Raw genomic sequence first — 17099 nt, 5'->3', positions numbered from 1 at the left:
GGGAGCTGGCTTGCCTGCGATAGCGGACTCACATTCAACCTATTTTTTCAGGGCACACACACATGAAAATCAGCCGCCAAGCCTACGCCGACATGTACGGCCCCACCGTGGGTGACAAGGTCCGCCTGGCCGACACCGACTTGTTCGTCGAAGTGGAGCAGGATTTCACTGTCTATGGCGAAGAAGTGAAATTCGGCGGCGGCAAAGTCATCCGTGACGGCCAGGGCCAAAGCCAACTGCTCGCCCACGAAGTCGTCGACACCCTGATCACCAATGCGCTGATCATCGACCACTGGGGCATCGTCAAGGCCGACGTCGGCCTGAAAAACGGTCGCATCCACGCCATCGGCAAGGCCGGCAACCCGGATATCCAGCCCGGCGTGACCATGGCCATCGGCGCCAGCACCGAAGTGATTGCCGGTGAAGGCATGATCCTGACCGCTGGCGGCATCGACAGCCACGTGCATTTCATCTGCCCACAGCAGATCGAAGAAGCGCTGACCAGCGGCGTCACCACCATGATTGGCGGCGGCACAGGCCCCGCCACCGGCACCAACGCCACCACCTGTACCTCGGGCCCCTGGCACTTGGCGCGCATGCTCCAGGCCAGCGATTCGTTCCCGATGAACATCGGCTTCACCGGCAAGGGCAACGCCAGTTTGCCGGAGCCGTTGATCGAGCAGGTCAAGGCCGGCGCCATCGGCTTGAAGCTGCACGAAGACTGGGGCACCACGCCCGCCAGCATCGACAACTGCCTGAGCGTCGCCGACGAGTACGACGTGCAGGTGGCGATACACAGCGACACCCTCAACGAGTCGGGCTTCGTCGAAACCACCCTGGCCGCGCTCAAGGGCCGCACCATCCACACCTACCACACCGAAGGTGCCGGAGGCGGTCACGCACCGGACATTATCAAGGCCTGCGGTTTTGCCAACGTGTTGCCGAGCTCGACCAACCCGACCCGGCCGTTCACGCGCAACACCATCGACGAACACCTCGACATGCTGATGGTCTGCCATCACCTGGACCCGAGCATTGCCGAAGACGTGGCCTTCGCCGAAAGCCGTATCCGCCGCGAGACCATTGCCGCCGAAGACATCCTGCACGACCTCGGCGCGTTCTCGATGATCAGTTCCGACAGCCAGGCCATGGGCCGCGTCGGCGAGGTGATCACGCGCACCTGGCAGACCGCCGACAAGATGAAAAAACAGCGCGGGCCGCTGCCCGGCGACGGCGAAGGCAACGACAATTTCCGCGCCAAGCGCTACATCGCCAAGTACACCATCAACCCGGCGATCACCCACGGCGTCAGCCATATCGTCGGTTCCATCGAAGTCGGCAAATGGGCTGATTTGGTGCTGTGGCGCCCGGCGTTTTTTGGCATCAAGCCGACCCTGATCCTCAAGGGTGGCGCGATTGCCTCAAGCCTGATGGGCGACGCCAATGCCTCGATTCCAACACCGCAACCGGTGCATTACCGCCCGATGTTCGCCAGCTTCGGCAGCTCGCTGCACGCCACCAGCCTGACCTTTATCAGCCAGGCCGCGCAGGACGCCGGCTTGCCGGCGGCCTTGGGGCTGAAAAAACAGATCGCCGTGGTCAAGGGTTGCCGCAACGTGCAGAAAACCGACTTGATCCACAACGATTACCTGCCGGACATCGAAGTCGATCCGCAGACCTACCAGGTCAAGGCCGATGGCGTGCTGCTGTGGTGTGAGCCGGCGGATGTATTGCCCATGGCCCAGCGTTACTTCCTATTTTAACCACTCAGGGCGCAGGCGGCCCAGGCAACGGGTGCTGCGCCAGTTCGCTGCGGGTCAGGTTTTCGATCAGCCCGGCTTCAGCGATGCCCAATTGATCCTGCAGCGCGCGCGCCTGTACCTCATAGTCCGCGCGCGGCAATTGGCTTGCTTCAACCTGATCAAGCAACCCCGCCAGTTGCTCGTGATAAGGCTTGCTCAACGCCTCGAACTGCGGACGGTAGGTGTGGGTGATGTAGTCCTTCCAGAAGTCCCGTGAGAGCAAGGCGTGGAGCTCTTCGGGCGAATTGTTCAGGGCCAGGATGCGCGTACGTGCGGCATTCAGGTTTGCCTGGGTGACCCGCGCGATATTAAGGAAGCGCATCCGGGCCAACTGACCGGGCAATGCCAGTTGATCATCGCCCTTGAGCCCGTCGCGGTAGGCCAGGCGAATTTCCACATCCTCCAACAGACTGACGCGCTCATCACGGAGTTCGGCCGAGAGGTTCGGGTCCGCGTGGATCGCATTGGCCCGGCGGGCAATATCGAGCAGGGCGGTCTTTTCCACCTCATCCAGGCGAAACAGCCCCCGCGCAAGGTTGAGCAATACCGGGCCCTCGCTCGCCTCTGTCGCCGAAGCCTTGGCCAGGTGGACCATCCGCATGATTTCAATATTGCTGAACGACAACGCTGCGCGGTCACAGCACGTGGCATTTCCGGCCCAAGAGAACATTTCCTGGCGCAAGGCGGCTGAGTCGGGGTTGGCTTCGGTGATGCTGTCGATCACCGCCCAGACGCGCAGTTGCAGGTCTTCATCGCCCCCCTCCGGCAGGTCCATATCCGCGAGCATTCCGAAAAAACCGCGGCTGTTCGGGTCAGAACGCAACGTCATCCATTGCGGCGTCCTGGCAGCCACCTGCTCTGGCGTGAACCCCACGGCCCATCGCCTGAATGTTGCGCCCAGCGGGCTGGCGACCACCGCAGGACGCAGCGCCAGCGCTGTAGCGGTCAGGCGCAGCGGTCGGCCGAGCTGCAGCAACCCGTCACGCTCCAGCTGCGCAGAATAGGTTCTGACCTGTTGCAAGGTAGCTTCGGTCAGCGGGTTGTTGGCGATGCGAGTGATGGCACTCAAGCGCACTGAGCGCGTCAGTTGCGCGTCCGAAGGGTCGATGACGAAATCCGGCAGCGTGGTCAGTTGGTTATCACCCAGGTCTATTTCGTCCAGCAGCGCCTGCTCACCCAAACCGGCGGGCCAGTGGTCGATGCCCGTGCGACTGAGGCGCACCGAGCGAATATCCGAGATTTGGCTGAAATCCGGCACTTGGCCCAACGGATTGTTACTCAGCCAAAGTGCTCTGAGGGTGCGCCGCTCCGACAGCACGCGGGCGGTCTCGGGTGTCAGCTGGATCTGATTGTTGTCCAGGAACAAACGCGTCAGCCCGTGCATCTCGCTCAAGGCTGGCGGCAGTTCACGCAGCTGGTTGTTCGACATATCCAACCAGCGCAGGCCGCGAAAACCCGCCAGGAACCCTTCAGGCGACGTGCTGAGGTTCATGCGCGTCAGCCGCAACGAACCGACGTGGCTGAAATTCGCGTCCAGGTCGGGCAACGCCGGCAAGGTCAAGTCGCTGAGGTCGAGTTCCTGCCCGAACGATACGCCTTCGGCCGATAGGCGCTCCGGGGTCTCACGACGCCAGCACGCCAGTATTCGGCTTTTGGCCATGATGCGGTGATCGCGGTCGACAGCGTTCTCCCGCACGCGGCCCATACGAATATAGCGTTGGCGCGCGCCGCCCCCTGAAAACACCCAGGCGTCGAGCTGCTCCTTGAGCGTGGTGAACTCCAGGCTTAACTCGTCAAGCCTGGCCCCGGCGCCCTGGCCCAAACCCCAGATGTACCGCCGGCATTGGCTCACATCAAAGTTGGGGTACATATCGCGGACCTGGGTAATCGGCTGTGAAAACACCGAAAAGTTGTCGCCACGCCCGTCTTCCAGCAAGTCGGGGTGACTGTGTGACAGACGCCGCCAATAGGCGTCCAGCGCCTGCTCCGCCTCGACGGTCAATGGGTTGCCCGACAGTGCAGTCGCGCTGTTGATCTTGATGATTTTTTCAAGGTCCTCAGGCAGCGGTTCAAGGTGTTCCAGCGGCACCGTTTGCAAAAGATTGTCCCGCAGGTTCAGCTCTCGCAGTTGCGTGAGCTCGCGCAACCCCGTGGGCCATTGCTGAAGGCGGGTATTGCTCAGGTCCACGTATTTCAGATGCGGCATGCCGCTCAAGTCCGGGGCGATGCCCAGGGGGTTCTGTGCCAGGTCCAGAAACTCAAGCCGGCTCAGGCGCCCCAGTTGCTCGACGCTTTGCGGGGTGAGGTGGATGCGGTTCTGGCGCAGCCGCAGGTGGGTGAGGTTTGGCATGTCGGCCAGCGACTCGGGCAGCTCGGTGAGGCCGCCGTCGCGAATACGCAAACTTTTCAGGTGTTTGAAACGGCTGAGAAAGGTGTGCGCTTCGCTGGTCCAGGGAATGTTGCTCAACTCCAGGTTTTCCACGTGACTGAAATCGGCGCTCAGGGCCGGCAGGTTCAAACGCGGGCCTGGTGTGATCGTCAGGGTGTCTGTCTCACGGCGCCAGCAACGCTTGATCTCATTCGCATAGGTCTTCACAAAACCGCCCTGACGGTCGAATGCAGTGGCGTTTGCTTGCGGGGCATTGGCCCGGACCCAGGTTTTCAGGTCACGCTTGAGGGTGAAGTACTCGGCTTCCAGGCGTGACAGCTCGCTGCGCACGTCCGTCCCAAGGGACGTGATGAAATTCGCCACTTGCGCGTCGGTGTAGCTCGGGAACAGCCTGTGTGCCCGCTCGGCAGGCGCGCGAAATGCGTTCCTCGCCGCGCTCATCAACTGCCGTATACCACGCCCGCCGCCCAACAGGCGCATCAATGGATCGTAGGCCGGCTTGCGCAGCGGGTTCTCCAGCAATACGGTGCGCATGGCCTCGCGTGACACCGGCGAGCCGTGGGCCGACGCTTGCAAAAGCGCGGTGTCCGGGTTGACCAGCGCGTCGACAAACAGTCCTTCGCAGGCGCGGGTCAAGCGCAATTCCTGGGTTTGCCAGCGGGCCTGCTCCACGACGCTCTCTGGCAATTGCCCGGTGCTGCGAAAGCGCTGCAGCTGATCGGCCCCGAGGGTGTTCAACAGATGCTCGGCCATGGGGCCAGGCAAGCGCGGGTAATCGACTTGCAACCGCGTAACGTCAGGATTGAAGCTCACGTTGCGCGCCCTGTAGCGTGCTTCCACCAGGCTGCCTTCAAGCGCCTGCGCCTGCTCACCGAGGTACTGGCGCAGCCGCTGTGCACGGTCCGCCAGGGTGTCGCCGGGAAACTCGCGTAACGCCGGGTCATCCTCCTGCAAAAACTCCAGCACCTCCTGCAGCAACTCGCCGCGTTCCAGCGCGCCGTCGGGCAGTATCACCACGCGGCGCGCCTGCCCGGGCGCGCCTGCGTCATTCCATAGTTGCTTGCCGTTTGCTTCGTAGACCCCCAGTGGCCTGGCGGGCAGCAGGCCCTTGCGCCGCAGCAAATCCATCTGCAGCGCCGGATCAGCCTTGGCGTACTGCGCAGAGTCAGCCGATTTGATTTGCCGGATGAACGCGCCCATTTCGTCCGCCACCTTGAAGCGTTGCAAGGTGTCGGCCAGCGCCAGCGGGATGGGTTCGTGATCCAGATGGCCGGCGCGCAAAGCATCGACCGCGGTGCCACTGGCCTCACACGCCTGCTGCAAGCGCTGCGCGCTCAGGCCTTCCACCGGCAGGCCTAGACGCCGCAAGGTGGTGGCATCGTCCCAGGTCAGCGGTTGATCAAGTTCATGCTGCCAAGCGCCTTCGTGGTTATGTTCCAGGCCCGGCGCATAGGCATTCGGACGCGCCGGATGCTGGATACGGTATTCGCCGCCAATCGGGTCGCGCCGAACCTCAAAGTGTTTGCCCTCCAGCGGCAACACCGTCTGCCCTTCATGGGCGTAAAACCCCAGGGCATCCGGCTTGGCATCCGCCGGCAAATGCACCGCAACGGTGTAAGGCGTGAGGTCGGCTTTCCAGAGTTTCTGCTCACCGCTGGCCAGCGTGACGGGCTTGACCGCCTCGATCACCGCCGGCGTGCCAAGTGCCTTGCGCACCCCTGCGCCGCCCGCGGCCATCACCGCAACGAAGGCCAAATTTTCCGCCACATCGGTCAAGTGCTCCAGCGCCGCCTCGCGGTCGCCCTCGTGCCACTCGACCACGCCTTCAAAGGTTTCGTAGAGCAGTTGGGCAACCATCACGCCCATCATCACTTCGCCCAACCCCGGCACGAACATCGACACCAGATTCAAGGCCAGCAAACCAGCCTGTTCAAGCGTCGCGATTTTTTTTGCACGGGCCTGGGCATCCACGTCGTCGGTGGGCACGGCATGCCCGCGCGCGTCAGCGATCAACTTGGCCTGCAACTTGTCGAAGTTATCACGCCACACATCGACGTTATCGGCCCACAGTTCACCCTTGGAAATCACCCTGATATAAAACTCCGGATCCTTGATCGGCTCGCGAACCGTCTTGACCGGCGGCAACTCCTTGGGCGTCACAAACACCGAAACAATGGCCGACACAAACGGCAGCACGTAGCGGCTGACACGCGCCACTGCAAAGGGGTCGTGAGGCTGCTCGGACGCCTTCTGCGTCAGGCGCCGCCAGTACGTCGGCTGATCGGCGTACTCAAGGTAATTGGCGAGGAATCGCTGATAACGCCCAGGCCCGCTGCTGGCGTTCACATCAGCCATCAGTTGGCGGGTCAGCTCGGCCTCCAGCGCCTGGCTGCTGGCGTAGCGCTTGAGCGGGTGCTCCGGGTCATGGGGGATGTAAACCAGCACCTCGCGGGCGTGCTGGTGTTTTTCCACCGAGACGAAGGCCGTACAACCCGACAGGCGCAAGCCCATGATGCTTACGTCGCTGAACCACACCGGTTTGCCATCGTCGTCAATCTCACGCTGCCCGGCGATGACGGCCTGGATCACGGCATAGTTTGCAGGCGTGATGTCCTGCTTGAGCAGCGCCAGGTAGGCGGCGGCCTGCAACGCGTCCTTCTGCGCCTGGTTGACCCGTTCGCGCAGGCCGCTGGCCGTCTGGAAAAACGCGCTCAGGTGCGCCTGGTACTGCGCGCCGATATCCAGGGTTCGACACAGGCTGAGAAAGCCGTGGATGCTTATCCCCAAAGACAGCGTGGCGTCGTCGGGCGCCGGCCCGCGCTTGAAGCGCGAGGCCGTGGCAAAAGCACCCGCTGCGCATTCGCTTTCCTCGAAGTTGTGCAACGCCGCTTGCAGCAACGACAACGTCAACACTGAAAAGCTGCCGACCTCAATACCGAGGAGGCCGAGCTCGACCGGGTTGCGCAGTTCGAGATACGTGGCCTCCAGGTCGGGCTCCAGGCTGAAGCGTTGCTTGAGGGCGGCCGCCAGCAAGGGCGTGGCAAATGCTTCAGCCGTTTGCAACCCGGCCATGGCCTGATCGACAGCCTGTTGCGAGGTGGCGCTGGCGTCGTTGTACTGCCCCAATTGCCGACGCTCGGCTTGCGTGAGGCGGTCGAGCCATTCGACATGCTCGGTAGAGGTGTACTTGAAGGCCTCGCGGGTGGGGGCTGAAGCCTGGATCAACCAGCCGGGTACCTTGTCCTTGATGACGGAGTACTCGGCGGTCTGGGGTTCGCCAGGGTCGCTGGCGAGGTTGAGGGTGGGCATGGTGACGCTCCTGTTCGAATGAACAGCCAGAACACCACGCCCGGCAGCCGTGCCTGCGGTAGGTAGTTATTAAGCCAGGGGCTCACCGGTCTCGCGGCGCGAGAGTTCGATCAATTTAAGGTTGCGCGCCAGTTTCAACTCATGCTCGAGGGTGAGCAGCGCGGCGGTATAGGCGTCATCGATCTGGGGGTGCTCAGTCTCCAGACGGTCAGTTTTTTCGTCACGGCTGCGTTCCAGTGCCACAAACTCGTCAGCGTACTTTTTCTCCAGGTACTCAACCCAATAATCGCGGCTGATGAGGTTTTCGTAAAAACCGTCGGTGTGTTCCGCATCCAGAATGGCCTGGGCTTCGGCGTTCATGGCTGCACCGCTGATCGGGGTGGCATAACGCATGCGCTCGGGCACGCCTGGCAGGTCAAGACGTTGTTTGAGGCCGATCAGGTATTGCAGTCGGACCTCGGCCGGGTCCGATAAGGCGGTCATCTTGCTGGCGGCGAGTTTTTCCACCTGCTCCAGGCGAAACAACCGACGTGACAAGCTCAACAATGCGGTGCCTTTGAGCGCAAGGTCTGTCGGGTCGATACCTTCCAGGGTGCTGAACACATACACCTTGATCTCCAGGCCGGTGAACGTGAGGAGGCGCCCATCGTTGCAGGTGCCATGGCTGCTGGACATAGCGAAGAGTGTTTCGCGCAACTCGGTGTTGCTGCCCGCTGCCTCCATCACGTCCCAGACTCGTCGGGTCAAGGCCGCGCGGGCGACACTGAAATCCCTGGTGTCCCGCAACGATGACAACAGGTTGAAAAACGCCGTGCTGCCAGGTTCGGCTTCAAGTTGGTCCCAGAGAATACGCTTGCTCACCTGGTCTTCCGGCGCCAGGTTTTCAAACCAGGGTTTGCGCTCTGCTTCGCTGGTCACGGACGGGGCCAGGACTTCGTCGGGAAGTACCGGGGCTTCGTCCGGTTCCTCGCTTTCGCCGTCACTGTCGCTGTCGTGGGGTTGCTCAAGGTCGTTGACCAAGTGCTGGATATCTCGGTCGCTGAGCCCCAGCGCACCGTCGCTGCCAGTACGCTCGGCAAAGGCCTGCAATCGATACAGCTCATCCAGCGGCAGGCTGAAGTTATCCGACAAGTCGGTGCCGCGCATCAACGGATCGTGCGCGCCCTCAAGGGCGCCGAGGGGAATCGATTCGATCTGGTTACTGCTCAGGTTCAAGCTGCGCAGGTCAGTGGCCTGGAGCACGCCATCCGGCCAGTCGGTCAGTTGGTTGTTGCTCAGGTCGAGTGTCTGCAGGTGTGGCAAGCCGTCGACGCGAAAGCTGCTCAAGTCGCCGTTGCTGAGGTCCAGCGACTGCAGGTGCTCAAGGCTTTGCAAGGTGGGATACCAGCGCTCGGGATCACCGAAGCTGATCGCCGACAACTCCAGGCGCTCCAGCCGGGTCATGCCCTGTACCGCTGCGGGCATGACCTGCAACGGGTTGCTGCTCAATACCAACCGGCGTAGTTGGGGAAACGCGCCGAGGAACGCGTTGGAGCCCTCCCCGGAGAGTTGCACGCCGCTGAGGTTCAACCCCTCGACGTGGGAAAACTCAGCCGGAAGCTGCGGCAACTCGCCTAACGTCAAGCCATGCAGATTCAACTCACGCCCAGCCCCTTCAGCGGCCGGCGCCAACCCGTTGCGCCAGCAATCGAGGATGCGCTGCGCCGCCAGTTGACGCGTGCGCGAGGTTGCCACCAGGTCACGCGCAAACGTCGACTGACGCGTGAATAACCAGCTGTTCAAACGCCGGGTCAAGGCGTCGGATGTCTGCTCCCAGCCTTGGACGCGCTCGGCCACAGGCAGGGTCTCGCCCCTCAGACGTGTCAGCCAGAGCCTCGAACCCTCCACTCCCAGCGTCGGGTGCAAACGTTGCAGCCGCTGTGGCAGCGACAGTGCGCGCTGCGTGGATCCCGGCGGCAGCAAGGGCAAGAGCTGACGCGCAATGGCGGTGGCACTTTCGCCCGGCGGAAACACATCGGGCATTGGCTGTTGCGCAAAGCGGCTCAAGGTGCCTTCGTCCAACCCCCGCGTATGCTCGAATTTCTGCTGGGCTGCGGCGAGTTGCGCCTGCGCCTCTACGCTCAAGGGCGTCCCTACGAGGTTCGTGTTGAGCAACATGCGATCCGAGGCCAGGGCCGCTTCGGGCACGTGGGTGATGCGCGTATCGCGCAGGTCCAGCCAGTCCAACTGCGGCAGGCGTTCGGCGCCCGCTGGCCAGGTACTCAAGGGTGTACCGCGCAGGCTCAGTGCGCGCAGCTGGCCGAGGCGGCTGACGTCCAGGGTTTCAAGGGGGTTGTGGCTCAGGTCGAGGTGTTCAAGCGCGGCCCACTCACCGGGCATCACCGACAAACCGGTCAAGCCGCAATTGCTCGCGTCCACGCTCTGCAGCCCGCTGAACCCGCGAATGAACGTGCTCATCTGCTCGGTCGGCACACGCGAGTTTTGCACGCGCAGCAGCGTCACGTGCGCGAAGCCTTCAGTCGGCAATATTGGCAGGTCGCGCACGGTCATGGCCGGCAAACTCAGGACCCCAGGCGAGTCAATGCCATAGCGCTTGAGCAGCCCCTGATACCAGCAGTCGCGCAGGGCCGAATCAATGCCCGAGCGGCTCAACGCTTCCAGGCTGTTCCCATCTGCGACGCGCCACACGTTGAACCGTGCAGACAACTGGGCGTATTCAGTGGTCAGCGCTTCAATGGCCTGCAAGCGCGCCTGAGTGCTGGGCCAGTACTCGAAAAACTGCGCAATCAACCGTCCTCCCACCACCGTATTGCTATAGGCCGACCGGCCGAGCGCCTGGCTGAGTTGGCCGGTGCAGTAGTCACGGACCATTTCATCCTGGTCCATCAGGTGCTCAGGGTGGGCCTTCACAAACTCATAGGCAGCCCTGAAACGCTCGCGGGAAAAGCGCGACCACTTCAACGACAAGACTGACCATAGATACTCTCGGCCGGGTTCAAACAACTGGGGTGGCAAGCTATCAATGCTCGCCCCCTTGAGGTCCAGCCGTTGCAGCTGCGGCAATTCAAATACACCGTCCGGAAACATGTACTGCCCAAGACCTGACACTGTGAGGCTTCGCAACGCGCTCATGCGGCCAACGTTCAACGGGCGCGGAGATAACCAGGACGAATGAAGGGTCAGCTCTTCAAGGCCGGTGAGCCCCTCCAGCCGTGCCAGCACTGGCTCGGTCAAGTCGGCAGCGGTCTCGATACTCAGGTTAGTAAGCGCCGACAGCCCTTCGAGCGCCTGCGGCACGCTGGCGATTGAAGTATCGGCGCCGGCCAGGCTGAGTTTCTGCACGTTCGGAAAGTACCCCAGCAGTTGCTCAACCTGGCCGTCGATCAAGACGCGGCCGCGGATATTCAGCGTGCGCACATGAGAAAAGTCGGCCTCCAGCGAGGGTAAAAGCGTGTCGCCAACCAAGGTCAGGTTGGTGGCGCCCGGCAACTCGGGCAGCGCACCATTGCGCCAGCTGGCCTTGAGTGCCTGCGCCATGGCGGGGCGTGAGTCGAGGTAGGAATGTGAGCGAACAAATGCGTCAGGGGATGCGCTCATCACCCAGCTATCAAGTGTCGACTCCAGGTTTCGCCATTCGCGCAGACGGTTGTTAAGCAGGTTGAAAATCTGCGAGTCCGATTGGTCGGCGAGCATTTGCTGAAGGATAAACCCGTTGGCCTGGCCCTCGGTCAACTGTGGGTACACGTCCTGTACACGGCTTACCAACGAGGGTGACACACCTTGGCCGCGACCGCTGGCCGGGTAGCCAAACCGTTTCGGCGAGAGGCGGCGCGGCGGGTTGAACCCGGCTTGCGTGCGGCTGCGCCCCTCGACGATCTGCGCCGATTCCGGCCGGTGCCCGGTGGCGTAGTCAATGATTGCGCGGCGTAACTCCAGGCTTTGGCTCACCTGCGGCAGGCCGAGGGCTTGGCGGGCATCGTCGGGCAACGCGTGCATGAGCGAGGCGAAGAAATTATCGCCCTCACGCGCGACGCTATTAAGCGCCTCACCACGTTCATTGAACGCTTGATAGCGCGGCCCTTGTTTAACCAGGTATTTGCGTTGCGTGGCGGCCGGGCTGCCGATGCTGTCGAGCAGATCGCCCGTAATGTCGCCCTCGCGCACTTCCAGGCGTAGCGCGTCCGTCCAGCCCGGCAGCTTGCTCAATGTGTGCAGGGCCAGGCGTTTGCTGTCGGCCGACAGCATGTTGTCCATGTGCAGCCCGGCATAGGCATGCCCCAGTCGGCCTTGCTGCACATGCCCCTGCAGGTTTTCCTGCAACGCCAACGGCACGCGGCCCGTGTCACGCAGCCGCGCGAGCTGCTCAGCACCGGCCTCGGCCAACGCGCGTTGCGCAGCCGGCGCGCTGAGGCCGGGGTACAGGCGTTGCAGCTTGGCGACGGTAGGGTCCCGCGCATCGGTGCCTTTGTAGAGGCTCTCAAACAGCGCCGGCTCGCGTGCCCGCGCATGCTCGGCCAGTTGCTTGCGGAACTCTGCGGGCCGGTGCTCGATGACGCGCGCCGCTTCGCTGCCCAGCAAGCCTGTGATTTCAGATTCATCAAGGGCGGCAAGAATCTGCGCTGGCAACTGGCTGCTGAGTACATCAGCGCGGCTCACACGGATCGGCGGTTTGAGCTTGACCCCACGAAACAGACGCTCAACCCCATAACGCTGGGACGGCCCCGTCAGGCCAGCCCCCTCGAACACCTCCAGCACCCGCCCTACCGGCCAGCGCGGCAGTTCGGTGACCAGCGGCAAGGTGTACAGGTAACGCGCGTCCACCGCCTCACCGGTGCTCACTTGCTCAATCACCTGCGCCACCTCTGCATCGGCCTTGAACAGGCGCATTGTGTCGGTCAAGGGTGCCGGTGGCAGCGCGTTATCCAGGTGCATTTTGCGCAGCGCGTCGTCGGAGGTGCCGCTGATGTCGGCGATTCTCAACAGTTGCTCGTCGCTGAAACCGTCTGCCACAGGCCCCAGGCGGCGCATCAAGGTGGTGCGGTCCCATGTCAGCGGTCGCTCCAGGGCGTGGCGCCAGGCACCCGCGCCGTTGTGGCTCAGCCGAGGTTGATAGGCTTCACTGTCAGTGGGGTGCTTGATGCGCCAGCAGCCAAGGGTTTCGTCGAAGGTTTTTTCATACACCTTGCCGGACTGGCGAATGTAGGTTTTGCCCGCGTACACGTATTGCCCCTGGGCGTTGGCGCGGATATCGGCCGGCAAGGTGACAGGGCTTTCGTACGCGCTCACATTCGCCTTCGACAAACGCTCCTGGCCATTGGGCAAGGTCACCGGATCGAGCCCCTCAATCAGCGGCACAGGCTTGGCGGCCGCATAGGTGGCGAGGCCTTTGCCGACGCCAGCCATCACCGCCAGGAACGCCAGGTTTTCGGCCACATCCAGCAGGTGCGCCTTGGCCGCTCGGCGGTCGCCCTCAGTCCACTCCAGTGCACCTTCGAAGGTTTCTTGCAGCAGTTGCGCGGCCATGACGCCCATCATCACTTCGCCCAACACCGGCACAAACATCGAGGCGACGTTCAAGGCCAGCAGGCCGATATTCAACAGGCGCGCGAGTTTTTCCGAACGCACCCGCGCATCCACTTCGGCGGTGGGCACGGCGTGGCTGCGGGCATCGGCGATCAGCTTGTCGCGGTGCTGTTCATAGAGGTAATCCCACAGGTCGGGGTTTTCCGCCCACAGGCCACGGCCTTTATGCAGTAAGCCGCCGGGGTTCAGAAAGGGATCGGGATTGGGTCGCTGGCGAGCCCGCGCAACCGGTGGCAATTCCTTGATACCGGCGACCTCTCCGAACGGGCTGATGCCCTTGGCCAGCTCATTAAGCAGCGGCACATAGTGCCCAAGGCTGCCAGCGGTAGACGCTTTTGGAGCATCTTCGGTCAATTCAGAGAAATAGTACGGGCGGTCGCCATAGGCCACGAACTGGCTGAAAAACCGTTGGTAGGTTGTCGGGCTGCCATCGTCGGCGGGTGGCTGATCGTGGGCGGTGAAGCGTTGCTTGAACAGCGCTTTCATCTGCTCAGGGGTGTAGCGCTTCAACGGATGATGCGGGTCGTGCGGCACATAGAGGATCAGTTCATCGGTGTAGCGATACTTTTCGCAAATCTGAAACACCACACACCCGGTCATGCGTTTTTTCATCAGGCCAAGGTCGCTGAACCACACCTGTTTCTTGCCCATCCATGGATTTTTTTCACCGTTGATCACCGAGACGATCATGCGGTAATCCGCCGGTTCGATGTGTTTTTGCAACAGCGCCAGCTCTGCCGAAGCCGCGAGGTCGGCCTTGCGCGCGCCGATGAATGTATCGCGCAGGAGCTGCGCCGCCACCGTGTCCGTCGGCTGCAGGTAGTCCTTGAGGTAGCGCTGATATTGGCCGCCGATGTCCAGCGAGCGACACAACCCGGTGAACTGCGCGACGGTCAACGAGGTGTTGAGCGTCTCGACCTTTTGCGCGCCCACCGCCTGCGTCAGAAACCCTGACGACGCATGAAAGGCGCCCGGTTGGCACTCCCGGGCTTCGAAGTTGTGCAGCGCCGCTTGCAACAACGGCAGGCGCAATGCCTCGAAGCTGCCGATATCGATACCGAATACACCCGCTTCGATGGTCTTGTTCAGTTGCAGCAGGGTCGTGTTGACGTCCAACGTGACGTTGAACTGCGCCTGCAAGGCCTTGGTGAGCAACGGCGCGGCAAAGCTGTCGATGTCTTGCAGCGAGGCCATGGCCTTGTCGAGGGCAGACTGCGCGGTGAAGCTAGCGGTGAATTTTTCCTGCAGCGCTTGGCGTTGTTGCGCCGAGGCCTGCAGATACTCATCCGGCAGCGTGACGGGGCCGTCTTTGAGTTGGGCACGGCGTTGCGGCGTGGCATTGACCAGCCAGGCAGGGCTGACGCGCTCAAGGTAGTCGCGGTGGATACTGTGGGTCGCCGCCGGCCGAGTGCCGGTGGTGTGAGGAAGATCGGCCATGATGTTGCTCCAATAAAAGGAGCGTCAGCACATCATGGCCGAGGCGGCGAACAGCGCTAGATAGTTAGCGCCTTGCCGCAGTCTTCAGAAGTTCTCGCGCGGGTTGAACGCGGCTTTCTTCGCCAGTTCCTGCCACAGGGCGATGGTTTCGTCATCGGCCTGCTTGGGCATCACGGCCTTGAGCAGCACGTAGAGGAAACCGCGCTCGCCCGCCTTGTTCAGCAGGCCATGGCCCTTGGCGCGCATGCGCTGGCCGTTCTGGCTGCCCGCCGGCACCTTGAGGTTGATCTTGCCGGTCAACGTCGGCACCGCCACTTCCGCGCCCAGCGCCAGTTCCCACGGCGCCAGCGGCAAGGTGATCACCAGGTTTTCGCCTTCCACTTCGAACCTGGAATGTGGCGCAAACCTGATGATCAGGTACAGGTCGCCATTGGCCCCACCGCCAATACCCGGCGCGCCCTGCCCTTTGAGGCGGATGCGCTCACCGTCGGCCACGCCGGCGGGTATCTTCACGTTCAGGCTCTTGGTGGTGTTGCTGACGTGACGGCCCGAGGCGTCATATTGCGGCACCTGGAAGCTGATTTGCTTGGACTCGGTGGACAGCGTTTCTTCCAGCGCCACGGTCAGCTGCATTTCCACGTCCTGGCCCTTGCGCCCGGTCGGACGGCGCTGACCGCCACCAAACGCGTCGCCGCGCGAGCCGAAGATCGAGCTGAAAAAGTCCGAGAAATCGCCCTGGTCCGCACCGCCGCCGCCAAACCCGCCACGGCTCTGCCAGCCCGGTGGACCCTGGAACGGCTGGCCATGTTGGCCGTATTTGCGCAGTTCGTCGTATTCGGCGCGCTTGTCGGCGCTTTTAAGCGCTTCATAGGCTTCGGACGCGTCCTTGAATTTCTCTTCGGCGTCTTTTTCCTTGCTCACGTCCGGGTGATATTTGCGGGCGAGCTTGCGATAGGCCGCCTTGATTTCCTTGTCATCGGCCGTGGCCTCGACACCCAGAATCTTGTAGTAGTCTTTGAAATCCATCGGCGGTTCACCCTCCTTAATCTCGATCGCACAGCCCGGGGCACAACGTGCGCTGCTTTGCACCTGTTGAGTGATGTGGCCTGGGGGTGCGTCAAAGTGTTATCGGCGCTTGCCGTATGCAGCAGATGTGGGGGCAAATCCCTGAGTTTCAAGCACGATTTAACGGATGGTCGGCCTACGCATCCGCCCTCGACTGGCATACACTGCGCGGCCGTTTTTCAACCGGAACCTGATTGTCATGGAAAACTCATCCCCAGCCCGTGCCTGCGGCATCGACTTTGGCACGTCCAACTCCACCGTCGGCTGGATTCGCCCCGGCATGGAAACGCTTATCGCGCTGGAGGACGACAAGATCACCCTGCCGTCGGTGGTGTTCTTCAACTTCGAGGAGCGCCGCCCGGTCTACGGTCGCCTGGCGCTGCACGAATACCTGGAAAACTACGAAGGCCGGCTGATGCGCTCGCTCAAGAGCCTGCTGGGTTCCAAGCTGATCAAGCACGACACCAGCGTACTGGGCACCGCCATGCCGTTCACCGACCTGCTGGCGCTGTTTATCGGCCAGCTCAAAAGCCGCGCCGAAGCCGCTGCGGGTCGCGAGTTCGAAGAAGTGGTACTGGGCCGCCCGGTGTTTTTCGTCGATGACGACCCGATGGCCGACCAGGAAGCGGAAAACACCCTGGTCGACGTGGCGCGCAAGATCGGCTTCAAGGACATCTCGTTCCAGTACGAACCGATCGCCGCCGCCTTCGACTATGAATCGACCATCGAAAAAGAAGAGTTGGTGCTGATCGTCGACATCGGCGGCGGTACGTCCGACTTCTCGCTGGTGCGCCTGTCGCCGGACCGCCGTCACAACGACAACCGCCACGACGACATCCTCGCCACCGGTGGCGTGCACATCGGCGGGACCGACTTCGACAAGCAACTCAGCCTGCAAGGCATGATGCCGCTGTTCGGCTACGGCAGCCGCATGAAAAGCGGTGCCTACATGCCCACCAGCCACCACATGAACCTGGCGACCTGGCACACCATCAACTCGGTGTACTCGCAAAAATCCCAGTTGGCCCTGGGCAGCATGCGCTACGACATCGAAGACACCGGCGGCATCGACCGCCTGTTCAAGCTGATCGAGCAACGCGCCGGGCACTGGCTGGCAATGGAAGTGGAAGAGACCAAGATCCAGCTGACCCACGAAGACAGCCGCCACGTGCTGCTCGACCGGGTTGAGCCAGGCTTGAGTGTGGAACTGAGCCGGGCGCTGTTCGAGTCGGCCATCGATGGCTTGCTGGAGCGCGTGCGCAACAGCGTTACGCAGTTGCTCAACGATGCGTCGGTGAATGTGGCGCAAGTCGACACGGTGTTCTTCACCGGCGGTTCCAGCGGCATTCCTGCGCTGCGCCAGAGCATTTCGGCGATGTTGCCGAATGCGCGGCATGTGGAAGGGAATATCTTCGGCAGCATCGGCAGCGGGCTGGCGATTGAGGCCAGCAAGCGTTACGGCTACTGACACCGAAGATCAAATGTGGGAGCGGGCTTGCTCGCGAAGGCGGTGG

At 62.4% G+C, this 17099-nt stretch carries 5 protein-coding genes; 2 read left to right on the top strand and 3 right to left on the bottom strand.

The features are described from left to right. The first annotated feature begins 62 nt into the window (after positions 1-62). Complete coding sequence (ureC, locus tag WBB95_RS19765) at positions 63-1763, top strand: urease subunit alpha (RefSeq protein WP_424489112.1); 1701 nt, start codon at positions 63-65, stop codon at positions 1761-1763. A gap of 4 nt (positions 1764-1767) precedes the next feature. On the opposite strand, the gene WBB95_RS19760 is transcribed toward ureC, so the two are convergent. From WBB95_RS19760 to WBB95_RS19750, 3 genes are all read right to left on the bottom strand, one after another. Further along, on the bottom strand, positions 1768-7500 hold the full coding sequence (locus WBB95_RS19760; RefSeq protein WP_424489111.1) for an NEL-type E3 ubiquitin ligase domain-containing protein: 5733 nt from the start codon (positions 7498-7500) through the stop codon (positions 1768-1770). A 69-nt stretch (positions 7501-7569) separates the two neighbouring features. Next, positions 7570-14520 (bottom strand): NEL-type E3 ubiquitin ligase domain-containing protein, encoded by a 6951-nt coding sequence (locus tag WBB95_RS19755; protein ID WP_424489110.1) that lies wholly within the window; start codon positions 14518-14520, stop codon positions 7570-7572. A gap of 84 nt (positions 14521-14604) precedes the next feature. Then, positions 14605-15546: a DnaJ C-terminal domain-containing protein gene (locus WBB95_RS19750; RefSeq protein WP_424489109.1), complete on the bottom strand. Its 942-nt coding sequence runs from the start codon at positions 15544-15546 to the stop codon at positions 14605-14607. Positions 15547-15784: 238 nt separating this feature from the next. On the opposite strand from WBB95_RS19750, the gene WBB95_RS19745 reads away from it, so the two are divergent. Then, positions 15785-17053, top strand: coding sequence for an Hsp70 family protein (locus tag WBB95_RS19745; RefSeq protein ID WP_424489108.1), 1269 nt, complete (start codon positions 15785-15787; stop codon positions 17051-17053). Positions 17054-17099 lie beyond the last annotated feature (46 nt).

Origin of the sequence: Pseudomonas sp., assembly GCF_049645325.1 — a bacterium.
Classification (GTDB): Bacteria; Pseudomonadota; Gammaproteobacteria; order Pseudomonadales; family Pseudomonadaceae; genus Aquipseudomonas.
This window is presented reverse-complemented; position numbering and strand designations above follow the sequence as displayed.

What these genes read in the sequence shown, in the direction of transcription:
- ureC (WP_424489112.1), top strand. Translation starts at nt 63, where the DNA reads ATGAAAATCAGCCGCCAAGCCTACGCCGACATGTACGGCCCCACCGTG.
- WBB95_RS19760 (WP_424489111.1), bottom strand. Translation starts at nt 7,500, where the DNA reads ATGCCCACCCTCAACCTCGCCAGCGACCCTGGCGAACCCCAGACCGCC.
- WBB95_RS19755 (WP_424489110.1), bottom strand. Translation starts at nt 14,520, where the DNA reads ATGGCCGATCTTCCTCACACCACCGGCACTCGGCCGGCGGCGACCCAC.
- WBB95_RS19750 (WP_424489109.1), bottom strand. Translation starts at nt 15,546, where the DNA reads ATGGATTTCAAAGACTACTACAAGATTCTGGGTGTCGAGGCCACGGCC.
- WBB95_RS19745 (WP_424489108.1), top strand. Translation starts at nt 15,785, where the DNA reads ATGGAAAACTCATCCCCAGCCCGTGCCTGCGGCATCGACTTTGGCACG.